The following is a 19,193-nucleotide window of genomic DNA, read 5'->3' on the forward strand; positions in this document are numbered from 1 at the left end:
AGCCGTGTCAATCACGGCGGGATTCACCTCTCCCCGAGAGGGGAGAGGCGAAAATCAGCATTCCTTGGGATCGACGAGGCCGTTGCTGCGCCCGACGATCTCGTAATTTCCGCTCTTGGCGACGGCGGTGTACATCTTCATCTTGCAGTGCCGCTTGCCCGGCACCATCTCGGCGGGTCCGCCCGGACCTTCGGCGATCTTGGCATGGTCGAGCGCGGCGGCCACGGACTCGCGGTCGATCTTGCCGGCTTCCTTGACCGCGGCTTCCCACAGCTTGAGGCCGCGATAGGTGCCGGTGGCAGCGCTGCCGGCGGCGAACAGGAAGTTGCCCGGGAAATCCTTTTCATAGGCCGCCTGGATCTTGGCGTCGAACGGGTTCTCCTTGGTCAGCACCTTGAAATAGTCGAGGCAGCTGGCGAGGCCTTCGATCTCGGCGGCCTGGTTGATGTTGAGCGTGTTCTCGTCGTAGTAGACGCAGGCCAGGCGCCCGCCGTTCTTGAGGAAGCCTGCTTCATAGAGCTGCTTGAAGAACGGGCCGACGCCGGGCGGGATGACGGTGTTGAAGACGACGTCGACCTTGTTGGAGATGATGCGGTTGACGGTCGCGGAGAAGTCGACCTGGTCGAGCGGGTAATATTCCTCGAACACGACCTCGCCGCCATTGGATTCGATCACCTTGCGGGCGTAGACGTTGAGCGTGTGCGGCCAGACATAATTGGCGCTGGGCAGCGCGAACTTCTTGCCGCCGTTCTTGATCAGCCAGGGAATGAACTCGTCGCATTGCTGCGCCGGCGTCGGGCCGGTGCAGAACAAATAGGGCGTGCACTCCTTGCCCTCGTAGAGCTGCGGATAGATGTAGAGCGTCTTGCCGCGCGCGACGATCGGGTCCTTGATCGCGTTGCGCATCGACGAGGTGATACCACCGAGCACCATGTCGACCTTGTCGCGCTGGATCAGCTTGCGCACGTTGCCGACGGCGACGGATTCGTTGGACGCGGTGTCCTCGATATAGAGCTCGAGCGGACGGCCGAGCAGGCCGCCGGCCGCGTTGATCTCCTTGATCACCATTTTCGCGACGTTGGCGTCGGCGTTGCCGGCATAGGCGATCGGGCCGGTGAGATCGGTGGCGATGCCGACCTTGATCGGCGCCTCGGCCGCATTGGCCCAGGGCGCCGGAATCACCCAGCTGCCGACGCCGGTTGCGACCGCGCCGGATGCAAAGGCGAAATTGGACAGGAAACGACGTCGCGTGAGCTGAGTACGATCGAGCATGTGATTAAACCCCTTTTCCAGCGATGAGACCTTGCGGACGGAATTTGATGAAGACGATGGCGAGCACGAAGACGAGCACGTCGGCGACGACGGGTGCCATTACCCAGGGCAGCGCCGCGCTCAGCGTGCCGATGACGCCGGCGCCCGCGACCGGGCCGATGAAGGAGCCGACCCCGCCGACCATGACCGCGACAAAACCCTGGATCAGGAAGCGCAGGCCGAGATCGGCAAACAGGCTGAACACCGGCACGATCAGCGCGCCGGCAAGGCCGGCGAGTGCAGCGCCAAAGGCAAAGGTGGCGCCGTAGATCAGCGGCGTCGAGATGCCTGACGCACGCGCCAGCGACGGGTTCTCCAACGTCGCCCGCACGCGCAGGCCGAAGCTGGTGCGCGACAGCAAGAGATAGCAGAGGCCCATCACCAGCAGCGTGATGACGATGATGGTGAAGCGCCACGCCGAGATATGCATGGCGCCGATGTCGATCGAGCCGCCGATCGGCTCCGGCACGGTGAGATAGAAGCCGCCGATCAGCCCGCGAACGGCTTCGCGGATGATCAGGCCGAGCGCATAGGTGCCGAGCATGGCAACGATCGGCGCGGCGTAGAATCGCCGGATGATCAGCGCCTCCAGCACGAAGCCGAGCGCACCGACGACGAAAGGCGCTGCAACCATGCCCGCCCAGATCGGCAGGCCCTTGGCATAAGCGAGATAGGTGATGTAGGCGCCGAGCAGGACGAACTCGCCCTGCGCGAAGTTGAAGATGCCCATCATGCTGGCGATGATCCCGAGCCCCAGCACGATCAGGACGATGATCGCGCCGAAGCTCAGGATCTCGAACGCCGCGACGAACGCGTTAGCCATGCGTTGCGTTTCCGCCGAGTTGAAGCAAAGGTTTCCTCACATCTTCTTCCAGTCGCCGATCTGCTCGAAGGCATGGGCGGCGCGGTAGATCGTGGATTCCTCGAACATGCGGCCGACCAGCATCAGGCCGACGGGCAGGCCGTCGACCATGCCGCAGGGCAGCGACATCGCCGGATGGTGGGTGATGTCGAACGGCGCGGTGTTGGAGATCATCTCGAGCGCGCGGGCGACATATTCCTCGCGGCTGGCATTGGGCTCCGGCAGCTTGGTCGCCTTCATCGGCGTCGTCGGCATCAGGAGCAGGTCGTAATCCCCAAACGCCTTGTCGTAGGCCGCGGTCAGCCGGCGCGAGATGTTGAGGGCCTTGCCGTAGAAGCGAGGGCCGAAATTGTTGTTGATGTAGGTGCCGAGCATCATGAACAGCTTCGTGGTCTCGGACAGCGAGTCGGCCTGCCGACGCCAGCCGCGATGGAAATCCATCAGCGAGGTCGAATAGAGATCGCCGCGGCTGAGGCCGTAGCCGTCGCCGAACATCATGGTCTGGGTCAGGCCTTCCGTGCCGATCGGCGTCCAGATCGCCCCGCCCATCAGGTGCATCGGGATCGAGACGGTCTCGACCGTGGCGCCGAGATCCCTAAAGCGCTTTGCGGCTTCGCGCACGCTTTCGTTCACGGCGGACTCGGCGGTCGGCTGCTCGAAGCCTTCCTTGACGATGCCGATCTTCATGCCCTTGACGCCCTGGCCTAGCGCCTTGGTGTATTCCTCGACCTTCGGAGCCTTGATGCGCGGATCGTAGCCGTCGTCCCCGGCGAGCACCTCGAGCAGCAGCGCATTGTCTTCGACCGTTGCCGTCATCGGACCGGTGTGATCGACATAGATCTCGATCGGCATGATGCCGGTGTAGGGGACGAGGCCCCAGGTCGGCTTCATGCCGTAGATGCCGCAGAACGACGACGGCATGCGGATCGAGCCGCCCTGGTCGCCGCCAATGGCCATGTCGACCTCGCCGAGCGCGACCACGACGCCCGATCCCGACGACGAGCCGCCGGCCGAGTAGCCCATCTTGTGCGGATTATGCACCGGCCCGTAGGAGCCGGTGTGGCTGCCGCCGGACAGGCAGAAATGCTCGCAATGCACCTTGCCCTTGATCTCGGCGCCGGCATCCAGCATGCGCGTGACGATGGTGGCGTCGAAATCGGGCACATAGCCTTCCAAGGTCGACGAGCCGTTGGTCATGGGCACGCCGGCCAGCATGATGTTGTCCTTCAGCGCGATGGTCTTGCCCTTGAGCTTGCCGCTGGCGGCGCCCTTCACTGTCGACTTGCGATACCAGGCATTGCGCGGGTTCTCCTCCGCCGAGGGCCGATAGCCCGGCGTGCGCGGATATTTCACTTCGGGCAATTCGTCCGGCATCGCGGCAACGAGATTGTAGGCTTCGATCGAGCCCTGCATGAGACCGCGGAACGAGGCGACGTCGTCATCGGTGAGCGAAAGACCGCATTGCTCGGCGACACTGCGAAGTTGGGCTGGCGTGGGAAGGGCAACTGTCACGGCGCTCTCCTTGAAGTTCTTTGCAACGTTGGGCGTGGCCGCCCCGGCGCGACGCACGCACCCGCGGCCTCGCCGAAACATTCAAAACGGAAATATTTTCCTTTTCAAGTATTATTTTGCAAATGCGCCGGCCGGTCTAGCCGCGAGGCGGTCAGAGCGGCTTGATCAGCTTGAAATCGAGACCGTCGGCCTCGGCGAGATGCATCGGCATCCGCACGTGCCCGTTGCAGACGGTAACCCGACCGCGGGCGCCGCTGTAGACGATGTTGCGGCCGGCCGCGAGCAGCGGCCGCATCGCCAGCGAACCAGCCTTGTTCGCAACGGCTTCGAGGAAGCGCAGGCCTTCGTAACTCGATTGCCCCACCGAGCCGATCGGCGGCGCATTCGGCCCGAACATCGCGTGATAACGGCTCTGGAAGTCGTCATTGGCGCGCGCGCCGGTGCCGGTGAAGTAGCCGGAAGCGCAGAACATGTTCTCGCTGTTGTCGGCGCCGATGCCGAGTAGCACGGTATCGTCCATCGCGCCCGCGAGCCGCAGCGTCGTGGCGCCTAGCCCACATTCGCCGAAGGCCCGGTTGAAGGTGATGCTGTCGGTACCGATCAGCGAGATCAGCACGACATCGGGCTTGGCGGCGCGGATCCGCGCCAGATGCGGCCCGTGATTGTCTTCGCCGAGCGGGACGAACTCTTCGCCGACGACGCGGCCGCCGGTTTCCTTGATGTAGTTCTTCACCGCGCGATGCGATTGCCAGGGCCAAACGTAGTCGCTGCCGATCAGGTACCAGCGTTTGGCCTTCTTGACGTCCGCGAGCCAATGGATGGCGGGGCGGCTCTGCCAGCGCGGCGTCTCGCCGATCGCCATCACGCCGGGCGTGCGCTCGCCGCCCTCGTAGACCGGCGTGTAGATATAGGGAATGCGGTGGCGTGTGGTGACGTCGCGGAGGCCCACGCGAACCGCGCTGGTGTGCAATCCGACGATCAGATCGACCTCGTCGAATGCGATTGCCTGCTCGGCGCGGTCCAGAACCTCATCCAACGGCCCGCCGGCATCGTAGATCGACAGCTCGAGCTCGCGGCCGAGAATGCCGCCGCGCTTGTTGATCTCGGCGACGGCAAGCTGCGCGCTGTTCGTGGCACACGGGCCCCACACGCCAGGCGAGCCGGTGCAGCAGATGAAGCCGCCGACGCGCAGCTTGCTGACGCCGCGGCGCTTGAACAAGGCGTCACCGTGCGGCGACAAGGCACCGCCAGCTGCCGAAGACGACAGATTCCTGAACAGCAAGGACGGCGGTAACGCCGAGCCGCCGTGAGCCGGGAAGTTCACCGTCGCGCGCACGCCAACTCCTGTCTGAGGCCAGACCTGAAAGCACATTGAGCAGGCGGCCGCGGCTTCCGCCCTTTTGTTGGGCAATGATCTTATTTTGAAAATATTGAATATTCAAGAATTGAAGTGCATATAGATGCAGCATCGATTGCAAGACATTCACTCATTTGGGTCAAGGCGAAGTCTCAGCCGTGGCAAAACCGCCGAAACAAAATTCCCCAATCACCGAACACCTCGCTTACCTGCTCGCGCAAGCCAACCGGGAAATCAACCGGCAGCTCGAACTGAGGTTGAGCAAGGAGGGCGTGCCGGTCGAGCAATGGCGCATCCTGAAAGTGCTGTCGGATGGCGAGGGCCATTCGATGGGCGAGCTCGCGGACGCCGTGCTGCTCAACCATCCGACGCTCACGAAGATGATCGACCGCATGGTCTCCGACACGCTGGTCTACCGCGTGCAGGACCCGAACGACCGCCGCAAGGTGCTGATGTTCATCTCCGACCGCGGCAAGGTGCTGTGCAAGAAGCTCAACTCGCTCGCGGTCGACCAGGAGGAGCACATCCTGGAGAGCTACGGCGACAAGTCGACGAGCGAGCTCAAGCGGCTGCTGGAGAGCTTGATCGACAGCTCGAATTAGACCTCGTGAAGTGGAGCGTGGCGCCTTGCGAAGCGCACACACACATCTGCCGTTTCAATGCATAGCCAGAGGAAAGCACTCGCGCATCATCGCCAGCACGAGAGGCGATAGCGTTGGCCATTCCATGTCGTCCAGCCCACGGCCTTGTTGCTGACCGGCTTGGCTAGATACCATTTGTTGCCGTCGGCATGGTTGAAGTACACGCCGCCCTGGGTTCCGGTGCGTGGATTTGTCAACTTCACCCATCGCGAGCCATTATCTGAGAAGCGGCCTGACCAGCGTGCTCCCGAAGTGCTGGTGCAAGTGTTGCCGTTGCAGGTTGTCTGACTGTCATCGACGGCGGCCCATTTCATCCGGGCCGGGCGGCCGTCGATGTTGCACGACCATGTTCCGCCCCACCATCCGCCCACTTGGCTCGCAGGGGCGGAACCGCAGGCGTAAAAACTCAGGGCAAGGACACAAAAGGCGGTTGGCAGCGCGCGTTTGGACATTGTCTGGCTCCCAATTTTCAGGCCACGTCTCGTGATTCAATCAAACCACGGATTGAGCTCTGTAGCGGTGATCCAGATCACAATGAGCAGTGGTAAAAAATTGGATGGTCTACCCGAGGGCGTTCGCCGAGACGCGATGCCGCGCTTTGACCATTGGCTCTCCGGGTGAAGAGTTCTTCAGCGACGCAGCCGCGCGAGCGAGTGGCCGCCGGCCATCTGCAGAAGCAGCAGCACTCCGGAGTGATCACAGGAACAGGCGCTGAGGCGGGTTGCCAGATGACTGAAGCGTGCTCAGCCGCGCGTGACGGATAAAGGACCGTCTGACAATTGTGCGCCAGCCATCCTCAATGGCGTGCGCCTACCATTCGTTATGCAACGGAAGACCGGAGCATTCGACGCCTGGCGAACTCGTGGGCCAAGCCAACACCGCGAGTTCGCTGGGTTTTGAGATCATCGATCAAGCATACCGCCCGTGGCAGTGCTTGTACTTCTTGCCACTACCGCACGGGCAGTCCTCGTTGCGGCCGACCTTGCCCCAGCTGGTCGGGTTCTTCGGGTCGCGCATCGACGCATCCGTGGCCTGGGCGCCCAGGGTGACGCTGGCGAGAGCCATCTCGTCCTCGCCGGTGTTCGGATCGAACTTGTGCGCCTCCATCGGCGGCAGGACGGGGGCCTCCTGCTCCGGCGGGACGATCTCGACGCGCATCAGCTGCGCCGTGACGGCCTCGCGCAAGTGAGCGCTCATCTCCTGGAAGAGATTGAAGGCTTCGGTCTTGTACTCCTGCAACGGATCGCGCTGGCCGTAGCCGCGCAGGCCGATGACCTGGCGCAGATGGTCGAGCATGATCAGGTGCTCGCGCCAGAGATGGTCGAGCGTCTGCAAGAGGATGGTCTTCTCGACGTAACGCATCACGTCGGGACCCCATTGCGCGACCTTCGCCGCCATGTGCTCGTCGGCCTTGGTCTCGATGCGAGTCAGCAGCTCCTCGTCGGCGATGCCCTCTTCCTTGGCCCATTCGTCGACCGGCAGGTCGAGATCGAGCACGCGCTTCAATTCGTCCTTGAGCCCGGCGACGTCCCACTGCTCGGCATAGGCATGCTCGGGCACGTGCTTGGCGACGAGGTCGTCGATGAAGGCGTGGCGCATGTCGGCGACGGTCTCGGCGACGCTCTCGTCCTTCATCAGCTCGACGCGCTGGTCGAAGATCACCTTGCGCTGGTCGTTCTGGACGTTGTCGAACTTGAGCAGGTTCTTGCGGATGTCGAAGTTGCGCGCCTCGACCTTCTGCTGCGCCTTCTCCAGCGCCTTGTTGATCCAGGGATGGATGATGGCCTCGCCCTCTTGCAGGCCGAGACGCTGCAGCATGCTGTCGAGACGGTCCGAGCCGAAGATGCGCATCAGGTCGTCTTCCAGCGACAGGAAGAACTTCGAGCGGCCGGGATCGCCCTGACGGCCGGAACGGCCGCGCAGCTGGTTGTCGATGCGGCGGGACTCGTGGCGCTCGGAGCCGATGATGTAGAGGCCGCCGGGCTTCTTCACGGTCTTGGCAGGCTTGCTTCCCTTGGCCGGCTCGACCTCGACGGTCTCCTCGGCCTTCAGCACGATGTCGCGGAAGTGCTCGATATCGGCCTTGATCTGCTCGATCTTCTTGGCCTTCTCGGCCTCGTCGGCGATATCAGCAGTCTCCTGCTGGATGCGCATCTCCAGCGAGCCGCCGAGCTTGATGTCGGTGCCGCGGCCGGCCATGTTAGTGGCGATCGTGATCGCGCCCGGCACGCCGGCTTCGGCGACGATGTAGGCTTCCTGCTCGTGGAAGCGCGCGTTCAGCACCGCGAACAGTTTCGCCGGCTTGCCGGCGCGGGCGGCGGCATAGAGCTTGTCGAGCGCGCCCTCCTTGCCGAAATCGATCTGCTTGTAGCCGTTCTTCTTGAGGAATTCGGCGAGCACCTCCGACTTCTCGATCGAGGCGGTACCGACCAGCACCGGCTGCAGGCGCGCATTGGCGCGCTCGATCTCGGCGAGGATGGCCTGATATTTTTCCTTCTGGGTCCGATAGACCTCGTCGTCCTCGTCGAGGCGCGCGATCGACAGATTGGTCGGGATCTCCACGACCTCGAGCTTGTAGATGTCGAACAATTCGTCCGCTTCGGTCGCGGCGGTGCCGGTCATGCCCGCCAGCTTCTCGTACATGCGGAAGTAGTTCTGGAAGGTGATCGAGGCCAGCGTCTGGTTCTCGGGCTGGACCTGGACGTGCTCCTTGGCCTCCAGCGCCTGATGCAGGCCTTCCGAATAGCGGCGGCCCGGCATCATGCGGCCGGTGAACTCGTCGATGATGACGACTTCGCCGTCGCGGACGATGTAGTCCTTGTCGCGCGTGAACAGCGTGTGAGCGCGCAGGGCCTGGTTGATGTGGTGCACGACGGAGACGTTCTCGACGTCGTAGAGCGACTCGCCCTTGAGCTGGCCGGCATCGCGCAGCAGCGTCTCGATCTTCTCCATGCCGCCTTCGGTCAGCGTCACCGTGCGCTGCTTCTCGTCGACCTCGTAGTCGGTCTTGTCGAGCCTCGGCAGGAAGCCGTCGATGGTGTTGTAGAAGTCGGAGCGGTCGTCGAGCGGGCCGGAGATGATCAGCGGCGTGCGCGCTTCGTCGATCAGAATGGAGTCGACCTCGTCGACGATGGCGAAGAAGTGCGGCCGCTGGACCATGTCCTCGAGCCGGTACTTCATGTTGTCGCGGAGATAGTCGAAGCCGTATTCGTTGTTGGTGCCGTAGGTGATGTCGCAGGCATAGGCCGCCTTGCGCTCGGCATCGTCGAGGCCGTGCACGATCACGCCGGTGGTCATGCCGAGGAAGCCGTAGATCTGGCCCATCCAGCCGGAGTCGCGGCGGGCGAGGTAGTCGTTGACCGTGACGACGTGGACGCCTTTGCCGGCGAGCGCGTTCAGATACACCGCAAGCGTCGCGACCAGCGTCTTGCCTTCGCCGGTCTTCATCTCGGCGATGTCGCCCTCGTGCAGCACCATGCCGCCGATCAGCTGGACGTCGAAATGGCGCTGGCCGAGCGTGCGCTTGGCGGCCTCGCGCACGGTGGCGAAGGCGGGGACGAGGAGATCGTCCAGCGTCTTGCCGTTCGCGAGCTGCTGCTTGAATTCCGCGGTGCGGGCCTTGAGCGCCTCGTCGGAGAGCTTCGAGACCTCGGGCTCCAGCGCATTGATCGCGTTGACGCGGGACTGATATCCCTTCACCCGCCGGTCGTTGGCGGAGCCGAAAAACTTGCGGGCGAGCGCGCCGATCATGCCTGGTTCCTGTGTTCGCGATTCAACCGCGTTGGGCCTAAGAAGTTGTCACCCGCCCGCCTATCAACTCACCGTGACGCTTCGCGGCGTCAGAGCCCGGACTGCGGGGGACATCCGCCATATGGGTGGGAATTGGGCAAGTCTGGGTTCAACGGCCAAAAACGCAGCAAAATAAACGCCATCGCCATGGTCGCGACCGCGCAGAGATATGGCCCGGTCGGGGCCTTGTCAACGGCGGGCGCAGTGCGGCTAATTCATCATTTTGACAGACTTTTCGCGTTGCCAAGCCCCCCTGATTGGGCGAGTGTCCGCCCCGCTCGAGCAGCCCCCTGCTTCAACATAAGGATTTTCCATGACCACCTCGTTCCCGGCAACCCAGCGCTTCCGCTCCGCGTCCGCCCTGGCTGGCAGCCTCGCTCTGGCGCTGTCCCTGGCGTTTGCGGGCCCGCTCCGGGCCGCCGATGATCCGGTGCTGGCGAAGGTCAATGGCGCGGAAATCAAGAAGAGCGACGTCACCATGGCCGAGGAGGAACTCGGGCCGAGCCTTGCCCAGATGGACCCGGCGACCAAGGACGAGAACGTCCTGTCGTTCCTGATCGACATGAAGATCGTCAGCAAGGCTGCCGAAGACAAGAAGATCGCCGACGGCGAGGAGTTCAAGAAGCGCCTGGCATTCGCCCGCAACCGGCTTCTGATGGACAGCCTGCTCGCCAGCGAGGGCAAGGCCGCGACCACGCCGGACGCCATGAAGAAGGTCTATGAGGAGGCCGCCAAGCAGATCACCGGCGAGCAGGAGGTGCGCGCCCGCCACATCCTGGTCGAAACCGAGGACGAGGCCAAGGCGGTGAAGGCCGAGCTCGGGAAGGGGGCCGATTTCGCCGAGCTCGCCAAGAAGAAGTCCAAGGACCCCGGCTCCGCCGATGGCGGCGACCTCGGCTTCTTCACCAAGGAGCAGATGGTGCCGGAATTCTCGGCCGTGGCCTTCTCGCTGGAGCCCGGCAAGATCTCCGACCCCGTGAAGTCGCAGTTCGGCTGGCACATCATCAAGGTCGAGGAAAAGCGCAACCGCAAGGCGCCCGATTTCGAGCAGGTCAAGGCCCAGATCGAGCAGTACGTGACCCGCAAGGCCCAGGCCGAGTATGTCGCCAAGCTGCGTACCGAAGCCAAGGTCGAGCGGCTGGACCAGCCGGCGCCGGATGCGTCGAAGGACGCCAAGCCGGAGGCGAAGCCGTCCGACAGCAAGATGGCGCCGCCGGCGAAGAAGTAAGAATTCGCTGTCACTTCGCGGACGCCAAGTATATCTAACGTCGCAATGGCCGGGGCTCCCCCGGCCATCTGCATGTCCAGACCCTACCAAGGCGCCCGCGATGTCCTCCTCCGTCTCTCCGCTCGCCCCCAAAACCGTCCCTGATATGCCCGTGATCGCGGGCATCCGTCTGGCGACGGCTGAAGCCGGCATCCGCTACAAGAACCGTACCGACGTGCTGCTCGCGGTGATGGACAAGGGCACTGCCGTCGCCGGCGTCTTCACCAGGTCGAAGTGTCCCTCGGCCCCGGTGGAATGGTGCCGCGCCAAGCTGAAGGGCGGCAAGGCGCGCGCGCTGGTGGTCAATTCCGGCAATGCCAACGCCTTCACCGGCAAGACCGGCCGCGCCTCCACCGCGCTGACGGCGAAGATCGCGGCCAAGGCGGTCGGCTGCAGCGAGAGCGAGATCTTCCTGGCCTCGACCGGGGTGATCGGCGAGCCGCTGGATGCCACCAAGTTCGACGGCGTGCTCGGCCGCCTCGCCGAAGCCGCCGAGCCCGGCGATTACCTCGCCGCGGCCAAGGCGATCATGACCACCGACACCTTCCCGAAAGTGGCGACCGCGACAGTCAAGCTCGGCAAGGCCAAGGTCACCATCAACGGCATGGCCAAGGGCGCCGGCATGATCGCGCCCGACATGGCGACGATGCTGTCCTTCATCTTCACTGACGCGCCGATCGCGCCCGCCGCGCTGCAGGCGCTGCTCAAGAGCGGCGTCGAGGACACGTTCAACGCCGTGACCATCGACGGCGACACCTCGACCTCCGACACGCTGCTGGCGTTTGCGACCGGCGCCGCCGCCGAGCACGGCGCGCCGAAGATCAGCCGCGCCAGCGACCCGCGCCTGAAGGCCTTCGTCAAGGCGTTCAACCAGGTGCTCGCCAATCTCGCCGAGCAGGTCGCCCGCGACGGCGAAGGCGCGCGCAAGCTGGTCGAGATCACCGTCGAGGGCGCCAAGACCAAGGCCTCCGCCCGCAAGATCGCGATGTCGATCGCGAACTCACCGCTGGTGAAGACCGCGATCGCGGGCGAAGACGCAAATTGGGGCCGCGTGGTGATGGCGGTCGGCAAGGCCGGCGAGCCGGCCGATCGCGACAAGCTGTCGATCTCGTTCAACGGCATCCGCGTCGCCAAGCGCGGCGCGCGCGATCCCGATTATGACGAAGCGCAGGTGTCGGAAGCGATGAAGGCGCCGGAGATCGCGATTCTGGTCTCGCTCGGCCTTGGCAAAGGCCGCGACCGCGTCATGACCTGCGACCTCACCAAGGAATATGTGGCGATCAACGGGGACTACAGGTCGTAGGCCTTCTCCCTCTCCCCGTTCTTACGGGGAGAGGTGAGCGCCATCATCCGGAGATCCGCGCGTCCGCGACCGCCTTCTTGAACAGCGCGTTCATGGCGTCCGCGATGCCTTGCGTCGGGCTGACCTCGAAATACAGGCCCGGCGAAGCGCAGCTCTGCATGTTCTGTGCGATCTGGCTGTTCGGCGACGGGCCATAGGGGCCGGCATTGAACGGATCGATCCACTTCATGTACCAGGGGTTGGTCGGCAGCGCGAGATACGTCGTGTACAACACCGCGACCTTGACGCCGCGATCCTTCATCGTCTTGCAAAGCGCAGGGTTGAGCGGCGACTGGCACCGCGTGCTGCCCGAGAGCGGTTTCAGGCATCCGGTGTTGCTCTCATCGGCCACGCCATCGGACACGAAGAACAGGTATTTGAGCGGACTGGCCGACGTGCCGCTTCCGGGGGAGCTGATCTCGCCGTTGATCGCGGGAAAGACCGCGGTGAATGGGGTATCCTGATCGTTATTCTCGTTCTGGCCGTTCACCGACATCAAGTCGATCTTGCCGGCCGCCGACTTGGCGCTGGAGAGAGAGGCCGACAACGAAAACAGACTGCGCAGGCCGAGCGAACTTGCAGAGCCGCCGAAATCATAGATCGCCATTCTGAACTGGTTTGAATAGGTCTCGGTGGCGTTTGCCGTATCCATCAAGGACTCGGTGGCGCTCCGAAGCACGTCGATCCGGGTGGTCACGCCAAGCTTCTTGGCAAGGTCGTAATAGTTGTTCTTGTCCTTGAGATCGTGGCAGGCGAAAGCGCACTTGTCTGACGTGTTGTTGACCATCTTCTGCACGTCGGCCGGGGTCGCACCGACGCCCATCGACGGCGAATTGTCCAGCAGCAGGTAGAAATCGATATAGAGCGGCATGCTGGCCGTCGCCTTCGACGTGCCGCTCAACGTCAGCACCGACTTGCCGATCACGCCGAGGAACATGGTGTTCAAAGTTGCGGTGAACGAAACCGTCGCGGTGACGGTCGAGCCGGATTTGACCACGGTCGGTGTGAGGCCGGTCAGCGTGTAGCCGGACTGACTGGTGCGATTGGCATTGAAGATGTTCGTGGCGTCCGTGACGCCGACCGAAATCGAGCCGTCCGCAGTCATGTTGCCGGCGGCCTTGAAGGCGGGCGAAGCCTTGGCGATCGAGCCGACACTGGCGGCATCCGCCGCGGCCTGAAGCTTGGACCGGATCAGCGTCGCGCGCGAATAGTCGATGGCGCAGCCGACCGCACTGATCAGGGGAACGCAGGCGAGTGCGAAAATCACTGCGATATTGCCGCGCCGGTCGTCAACGAACCGGCGGAGGAGAGCCGAAAGCGCAGCGCGCATGAGGTGGCCTGGAGTGGTTTAAAGAGTTCCCACTCTAGGAACTGCGGATTAAATATGACTTATGGTGACGTTGGAAACGTAGACTGCAACGAGGTTAACAAACCGTTGCAAACGATCTCAGCGAGCGACAGACGCGCATGGCCGATCTCAAACTGACACTGGTGGTGGCCTGCGCGCTCGTCGACGCCGACAAACGCGTCCTGATCGCGCAGCGCCCGGAAGGAAAGGCCCTGGCCGGCCTGTGGGAATTCCCCGGCGGCAAGCTCGAGCCGGGCGAGCGGCCGGAGCAGAGCCTGATCCGGGAGCTTCATGAGGAGCTCGGCATCGACGTCGCCGAGCCGTGCCTCGCGCCGCTGACCTTCGCCAGCTACGGTTACGAGACCTTCCATCTGCTGATGCCGCTCTATATCTGCCGGCGCTGGGAGGGGTTGGTCACCGCACGCGAGGGCCAGAACCTTGCCTGGGTCCGCGCCAACAAACTGCGCGACTATCCGATGCCGCCCGCGGACATTCCGCTGATCCCGCATCTGATCGATTTGTTGATGTGAGGTCGAAGGGTACCGCTCTCTGGCGTCATGCCCGGGCTTGTCCCGGGCATCCACGGCCTTCGTGCCAGCCTGAAAGACGTGGATGGCCGGGACAAGCCCGGCCATGACGGAAGAGAAAGATCACTCCTTCCCCGCCTTCTTCACCGCCTCCGCCAGGCTCGCTTTCGCCGACCCCGGCTTCAGCGGCTGCTGCTGGCTCGCATGCGGAGCCCAGCCCGAGAGCCAGACGATGTCGAAGGTCGCGCGGATGCGGCCGTCGGCATCGGCAAAACGCTCGGCGTAGATCTCGGCCATGCGCAGCAGCGTCGCGCGCCGGCTCGGTGTGCGGCGCCGCTCGATCAGCACATTTGCCGCACCCATGCGGCGGAGATCCTGCATCAAGGCGAACGCATTGGCATAGCGCACCACGACACGGTCGACGTCGGTCACCGGCAGCGCAAAGCCTGCCCGCTGCAATAGCGCACCGATGTCGCGAAGGTCAGCGAACGGCGCCACGCGCGGCGACACACCGCCCTCGCATTCGGCTTCCGCCGCGGCAAACGCCTGCCGCAGCTCGGTGAGGCTGTCGCCGCCGATCATGGCAGCAAGCAGCAGCCCGTCCGGCTTGAGTGCCCGGCGGATTTGCGCGAGCACACCCGGCAGGTCGTTGACGTATTGCAGCGCCAGCGCCGAGACGACGAGATCGAGGCTCTCAGCCGCGAGGGGCAACTTCTCCGCGCCGGCCGCGTCGAGCGCGATGTGTTCGATGGAGGGAAGCCGCGTGCGCAACGCCGCCAGTCCCGCGCCGGGCGTCCAGAGGTCGGCGGGAGCGTGAAACTCCCGCATCACCGCTGCCAAGCGGTCGGACATGTCCTCGGCGACCCGCTCGAGCAGGAATGTGACCGCGCCTTGGGCCTGGGCGCGCTGCTGCCGCCTCTGCAGCAAGGCACGATCAAACAAGGCGGGCGGGATTTGAGCGGTCCGGACCATGCCGCTGGTTACGCCGATCTCCACAGTTCTGGCAATCCGCTGCGTGCAGCGTTAGCCTCCCCACATGGAAGCCGACGCTCCCCCCATCCGTTCCATCGCCGCACCGCTGCGGAGCGCGTGGACGGCCGGCCGCCACGTGCTGGCGCGGGCGGCGCGGCTCGCGCTCGACATCGCCCTGCCGACACAGTGCGTATCGTGCCGGGAGCCGGTTGATGGCGAGGGCGTTTGCGCTTCCTGCTGGGCGCGGCTGTCGTTCATCGAGCGGCCCTATTGCCCGCGGCTCGGCATTCCCTTCGTCTACGACCCCGGCCCCGAGATGCTGTCGATGGAGGCGATCGCGAGCCCGCCGGCTTACCAGCGCGCTCGCGCGGCGGTGCGCTACGACGACGTCGCGCGCACGCTGGTGCATGCGCTGAAGTATCAGGACCGTACCGATCTGGCGCCGGCCATGGGCCGCTGGATGGCGCGCGCGGGCGGCGAGTTGCTGACCGGCGCCGACATGCTGGTGCCCGTGCCCCTGCATTGGCGGCGGGCCTGGCGGCGCCGTTACAACCAGTCCGGCGCGCTCGCGCGCGTCATCGAGCGGCAGAGCGGGATCAAGGTGCGGGGCGACGTGCTGCGGCGGGTGCGCGCCACCGAGCAGCAGATCGGCCTGTCGCGGGCCCAGCGCGCCACCAATGTGCAAGGCGCATTCCAGGTATCTCCCGACCGTCAGGCCGAGATCCAGGGCCGCCGCGTTGTCCTGATCGACGATGTCCTGACGTCAGGGGCTACGCTCGACACCTGCGCGCGGGCCCTGCTCCGCGCCAAGGCGGCCCAGGTCGACGTGCTGGTCTTTGCCCGGGTTGTCGAGAGCGGGCCCCGTCCCATATAATTCAATGAATTCATGACATGAGAGCGCCAGACGAATGACTGCTGCTGTCGAGATCTACACCCGGCCGGGCTGCGGCTATTGTTCCGCCGCCAAGTCACTGCTGACCCGCAAGAAGGCGACCTTCACCGAATTCGACGTCGCCAAGAACCCGTCCTGGCGCCAGGAAATGTACGGCCGCGCCGGCCAGGGCTCGACCTTTCCGCAGATCTGGATCGGCGGCACCCATGTCGGCGGCTGTGACGACCTCTATGCACTCGATCGCGAAGGCAAGCTCGATGGCATGCTCGAAAGCGTGAAGGCGGTATCATGAGCGAGAACCGCACGTTCACGGCCGCCATGGTGCAGATGCGCACCGGCCTGATGCCCGGGCCGAGCCTCGAGCAGGCTACGAAGCTGATCCGGCAGGCTGCGGCCGATGGCGCCGATTACGTGCAGACACCCGAAGTCAGCAACATGATGCAGCTGAACCGCAAGGCGCTGTTCGAGCATCTCCAGAGCGAAGAGGACGACGCCTCGCTGAAGGCCTACCGGGCGCTCGCGGCGGAGCTGAAGATTCACCTCCATGTCGGCTCGCTGGCGCTGCGCTTCTCGCCGGAGAAGGCGGTCAACCGCTCCTTCCTGATCGGGCCCGAGGGCAATGTGCTCGCGAGCTACGACAAGATCCACATGTTCGACATCGAGCTGCCGGACGGCGAGAGCTATCGCGAATCCGCCAATTACCAGCCGGGCGAGACCGCCGTGATCTCGGATCTGCCCTGGGGCCGCATCGGCTTGACGATCTGCTACGATGTGCGCTTCCCGGCGCTGTACCGTGCGCTCGCAGAAAGCGGCGCCTATTTCATCACCGTGCCGTCCGCCTTCACCCGCAAGACCGGTGAAGCGCATTGGCACGTGCTGCTGCGAGCCCGTGCGATCGAGACCGGCTGCTTCGTCTTCGCCGCGGCGCAGGCCGGCACCCACGAGAACAAGCGCGAGACCTACGGGCATTCGCTGATCGTCGATCCTTGGGGCGAGATCCTCGCCGAAGGCGATGTCGAGCCGGGCATCATCATGGCTAGGATCGACCCGGCCAAGGTCGAGACCGCGCGCCGGGCGATTCCCTCGCTCCAGCACGGCCGCCGCTTCGGCGTCTCCGATCCCAAGGCCGGGCCGGACCATTTGCACCTCGTGCGGGGCTCGGCATGATCCGCTACGCGCTCCACTGCGACCGCAATCACGCCTTCGAAAGTTGGTTCCAGAGCTCGTCGGCCTATGATTCGCAGGTGAAGCGCAAGCTCGTGACCTGCCCGATCTGCGGCTCAGCCAAGGTCGACAAGGCGATCATGGCGCCGCGCATCGTCGGCAAGAAGGGGCGCGGCCGCGCCACGCCGCCGCCGGAGCCCGTGGCCGCGACCACACCCGAGGCTGCGCCGTCAGGGCCGACCTCGCTGCTGATGGCGCAGGAGCGCGAGCTGCGCGCCAAGCTGAAAGAGCTGCGCGACCACATCGTCAAGAACGCCGACAATGTCGGTGAGCGCTTCGCCAACGAAGCCCGCGCCATGCATTACGGCGACAAGGAGCACCGCCCAATCTATGGCGAAGCCTCGCCCGAAGAGGCGAAGTCGCTGATCGACGAAGGCATCGAGGTCTCACCGCTGCCGACGCTGCCGGAAGACCGGAATTAAGCTCCCACCAGCACAGCGACGCCCAGGACAATCAGCGCAATGCCTGCAAGCTCGCGCGGCGCGATCGGCTGCTTGAACGAGTAATACGCCACGGCTTGCGCGAACAGCACCTCGATCAGCGCGAGTGTGCGGACGTTGGCGGCCGCCGTCAGTGCAAAGGCGAGGAACCAGAATTGCGAAGCGAAGGCGCCGATGAAGCCCGCGAGCATCGACGGTCGCCATAACCTGAGGATTCCTCGCAGCACGTCCGGCGCGCGCCAGAGCAGGTAGATCGTCAGCACCAGCGTCTGCACGAACAGGCCGAGCGCCAGCGTAATTGACGCCGCGGTCACGAAGGACACGTCGGGCACATTGATGATGGCGCCGCGAAAGCCGACCGCTGACAGCGCGAAGGCCGCCGCGGCAACGAGGCCGGTGATGGTCGGCTTCAGCTCGGCAAAGCTCTTGTCGCCGCCGGGGCGGAGCGCGGTGATGACGACGCCGACGGTGGCGATCATGATCGCGAGCACCTTCAGCCAGGTCAGGTGATCGCCGAGGAAGACGAAGCCGAATATCGCGGTCTGGATCGCCTCGGTCTTCAGGTAGGCCGTCGTCACGACAAACGAGCGGTCGTTCATCGCGAGCAGCATCAGCCCGGTGGCGACGATCTGGCTGAGCGCGCCCAACAGCAGCCATGGCCAGAACACGGCTGGCGGCGGGCTCAGATGATCGCCGGTCGCGAGCAGCACCAGCCCCAGGAACAGCAGCGAGAACGGAAAGCCGAACAGGAAGCGGATATTGGTCGCGCCCCAGGTCCCCAGCGGCTTCGTCAACGACCGCTGCATCGCATTGCGCGCGACCTGCCCGAGCGCGGCAACGATGGTGAAGGGAATCCAGAGGCTGGCGATGGTGAACATGGGGTGGCGGGCGCGAGGATCCGGGCCAACGTGCCGCTAGCGGTGGAGCAGGTCAATCACACGGATGTCATGGGTGCGATGCTCTCGCACAAACTCGGTGCCTGCGAACGCAGGGACGACGGTTGTGATGTAGCGTCTGCCTAAACCTGCGGCTTGGCCGTCGCGCCGCCATACCGTCGGCGATAGATCCACATCCCCACGCCCAGCACGATCGCAACCCCTGCAACGGTCAGCATCCAGATGTGCTTGCCGACATGCGCATGATGATGCAGCCCGGCATATTCATGCAGGGCCGACACGGCCAAGACGCCCGGCAGCACATGGGCGGGCGCCCAGGCCAGGATCGCCGGGATGTTCACGGCATAGAATTTCGTGGGCGCCATGCCCAGCGCGCCGGCGGTCACGGGCACGAAGGCGCGGATCGGCGGCACGAAGCGGGCGAAGAACACGGCCCAGGTGCCGAAGCGGTTGAAGAAGTTTTCGCTCTCCGCGACCACGCGTGGATAATTGGTCAGCGGCCAGGTGTTGAGGATCTCGCGCTGCCGCCTGTGCCCGATCCAATAGGCCGCCCCGTCGCCGAGTACGGCACCAGTTGCGGCCGCCAAGAGCACCCATGGCAGCTGCAATTCGCCGCCGGGGATCAGGGCGCTCAGCGCCAGGATGATGGTCGAGCCGGGGATCACCGATCCCACCACCGGAACGGCTTCGAGCAGCGCCGCCAGGAACAGGGTCAGATAGGCCAGCCACGCATGGGCGGAAACGAAGGCGATGAGGGGATCGAGGAAGGACGTCACGTCGTCTCTTGAAGGGCTGGAGCATGAGGGCTTCGGA

The 19,193-nt window shown here is 64.5% G+C and carries 19 protein-coding genes; 8 read left to right on the forward strand and 11 right to left on the reverse strand.

The genetic code is table 11. The annotated features are described in order from the left end of the window. Positions 1-54: 54 nt before the first annotated feature. The 5 genes from I6F37_RS29030 to I6F37_RS29050 form a co-directional block, all read right to left on the reverse strand. Complete coding sequence (locus tag I6F37_RS29030) at positions 55-1,272, reverse strand: substrate-binding protein (protein WP_036014678.1); 1,218 nt, start codon at positions 1,270-1,272, stop codon at positions 55-57. Positions 1,273-1,276: 4 nt separating this feature from the next. Beyond that, positions 1,277-2,134: a branched-chain amino acid ABC transporter permease gene (locus tag I6F37_RS29035; RefSeq protein WP_025032673.1), complete on the reverse strand. Its 858-nt coding sequence runs from the start codon at positions 2,132-2,134 to the stop codon at positions 1,277-1,279. A gap of 36 nt (positions 2,135-2,170) precedes the next feature. Beyond that, positions 2,171-3,685 carry an amidase gene (locus I6F37_RS29040; RefSeq protein ID WP_036014727.1) on the reverse strand — a complete coding sequence of 505 codons (1,515 nt, stop codon included), beginning with the start codon at positions 3,683-3,685 and terminating at the stop codon, positions 2,171-2,173. 151 nt (positions 3,686-3,836) lie between these two features. After that, positions 3,837-5,021: a substrate-binding domain-containing protein gene (locus I6F37_RS29045; RefSeq protein ID WP_225153397.1), complete on the reverse strand. Its 1,185-nt coding sequence runs from the start codon at positions 5,019-5,021 to the stop codon at positions 3,837-3,839. Beyond that, positions 4,909-5,163 carry a hypothetical protein gene (locus I6F37_RS29050; RefSeq protein WP_162131185.1) on the reverse strand — a complete coding sequence of 85 codons (255 nt, stop codon included), beginning with the start codon at positions 5,161-5,163 and terminating at the stop codon, positions 4,909-4,911. The genes I6F37_RS29045 and I6F37_RS29050 overlap by 113 nt, the downstream gene beginning before the upstream one ends. A 37-nt stretch (positions 5,164-5,200) precedes the next feature. Between I6F37_RS29050 and I6F37_RS29055 the strand changes: the two genes are divergently transcribed. Further along, entirely contained in the window at positions 5,201-5,644 is a 444-nt protein-coding gene (locus tag I6F37_RS29055) for a MarR family winged helix-turn-helix transcriptional regulator (RefSeq protein WP_025032676.1), read from the forward strand. An 86-nt stretch (positions 5,645-5,730) separates the two neighbouring features. On the opposite strand, the gene I6F37_RS29060 is transcribed toward I6F37_RS29055, so the two are convergent. Beyond that, on the reverse strand, positions 5,731-6,135 hold the full coding sequence (locus tag I6F37_RS29060) for a DUF6006 family protein (protein ID WP_074448072.1): 405 nt from the start codon (positions 6,133-6,135) through the stop codon (positions 5,731-5,733). 457 nt (positions 6,136-6,592) lie between these two features. Continuing rightward, positions 6,593-9,433, reverse strand: coding sequence for a preprotein translocase subunit SecA (gene secA, locus I6F37_RS29065; protein ID WP_036014665.1), 2,841 nt, complete (start codon positions 9,431-9,433; stop codon positions 6,593-6,595). 352 nt (positions 9,434-9,785) lie between these two features. Here secA and I6F37_RS29070 point away from each other — a divergent pair, with 352 nt between their 5' ends. Together I6F37_RS29070 and argJ are read left to right on the forward strand one after the other, a co-directional pair. After that, positions 9,786-10,700, forward strand: a complete 915-nt coding sequence (locus I6F37_RS29070) for a peptidylprolyl isomerase (protein ID WP_225145190.1) — start codon at positions 9,786-9,788, stop codon at positions 10,698-10,700. A 100-nt stretch (positions 10,701-10,800) separates the two neighbouring features. Beyond that, positions 10,801-12,042, forward strand: coding sequence for a bifunctional glutamate N-acetyltransferase/amino-acid acetyltransferase ArgJ (gene argJ, locus I6F37_RS29075; RefSeq protein WP_036014660.1), 1,242 nt, complete (start codon positions 10,801-10,803; stop codon positions 12,040-12,042). Positions 12,043-12,085: 43 nt separating this feature from the next. Here argJ and I6F37_RS29080 read toward each other — a convergent pair whose 3' ends face one another. Then, positions 12,086-13,411: a TadE/TadG family type IV pilus assembly protein gene (locus I6F37_RS29080; RefSeq protein ID WP_225153399.1), complete on the reverse strand. Its 1,326-nt coding sequence runs from the start codon at positions 13,409-13,411 to the stop codon at positions 12,086-12,088. 137 nt (positions 13,412-13,548) lie between these two features. Here I6F37_RS29080 and I6F37_RS29085 point away from each other — a divergent pair, with 137 nt between their 5' ends. Further along, a complete protein-coding gene (locus tag I6F37_RS29085; RefSeq protein ID WP_225113640.1) occupies positions 13,549-13,959 on the forward strand; it encodes a (deoxy)nucleoside triphosphate pyrophosphohydrolase in 411 nt (136 codons plus the stop codon). 120 nt (positions 13,960-14,079) lie between these two features. On the opposite strand, the gene I6F37_RS29090 is transcribed toward I6F37_RS29085, so the two are convergent. Beyond that, positions 14,080-14,928 (reverse strand): methyltransferase domain-containing protein, encoded by an 849-nt coding sequence (locus I6F37_RS29090; protein WP_225153401.1) that lies wholly within the window; start codon positions 14,926-14,928, stop codon positions 14,080-14,082. 64 nt (positions 14,929-14,992) lie between these two features. On the opposite strand from I6F37_RS29090, the gene I6F37_RS29095 reads away from it, so the two are divergent. Genes I6F37_RS29095 through I6F37_RS29110 form a run of 4 tightly spaced genes read left to right on the forward strand, consistent with a single transcriptional unit; the run spans position 14,993 to position 17,466 of the window. Continuing rightward, a complete protein-coding gene (locus I6F37_RS29095) occupies positions 14,993-15,802 on the forward strand; it encodes a ComF family protein (RefSeq protein ID WP_225153403.1) in 810 nt (269 codons plus the stop codon). Positions 15,803-15,836: 34 nt separating this feature from the next. Beyond that, positions 15,837-16,112 carry a glutaredoxin 3 gene (grxC, locus tag I6F37_RS29100; protein ID WP_036026245.1) on the forward strand — a complete coding sequence of 92 codons (276 nt, stop codon included), beginning with the start codon at positions 15,837-15,839 and terminating at the stop codon, positions 16,110-16,112. Beyond that, on the forward strand, positions 16,109-16,987 hold the full coding sequence (locus tag I6F37_RS29105) for a carbon-nitrogen hydrolase family protein (RefSeq protein ID WP_036014649.1): 879 nt from the start codon (positions 16,109-16,111) through the stop codon (positions 16,985-16,987). The genes grxC and I6F37_RS29105 overlap by 4 nt, the downstream gene beginning before the upstream one ends. After that, on the forward strand, positions 16,984-17,466 hold the full coding sequence (locus I6F37_RS29110) for a DUF1178 family protein (RefSeq protein WP_036014648.1): 483 nt from the start codon (positions 16,984-16,986) through the stop codon (positions 17,464-17,466). The genes I6F37_RS29105 and I6F37_RS29110 overlap by 4 nt, the downstream gene beginning before the upstream one ends. On the opposite strand, the gene I6F37_RS29115 is transcribed toward I6F37_RS29110, so the two are convergent. Together I6F37_RS29115 and I6F37_RS29120 are read right to left on the reverse strand one after the other, a co-directional pair. Beyond that, positions 17,463-18,362 carry an EamA family transporter gene (locus I6F37_RS29115; protein ID WP_036026248.1) on the reverse strand — a complete coding sequence of 300 codons (900 nt, stop codon included), beginning with the start codon at positions 18,360-18,362 and terminating at the stop codon, positions 17,463-17,465. The genes I6F37_RS29110 and I6F37_RS29115 overlap by 4 nt on opposite strands. A 140-nt stretch (positions 18,363-18,502) precedes the next feature. Continuing rightward, positions 18,503-19,156 (reverse strand): DedA family protein, encoded by a 654-nt coding sequence (locus tag I6F37_RS29120; RefSeq protein ID WP_036026250.1) that lies wholly within the window; start codon positions 19,154-19,156, stop codon positions 18,503-18,505. Positions 19,157-19,193 lie beyond the last annotated feature (37 nt).

This window comes from Bradyrhizobium sp. NBAIM08 (genome assembly GCF_020193935.1).
GTDB classification, from domain to species: Bacteria; Pseudomonadota; Alphaproteobacteria; order Rhizobiales; family Xanthobacteraceae; genus Bradyrhizobium; species Bradyrhizobium yuanmingense.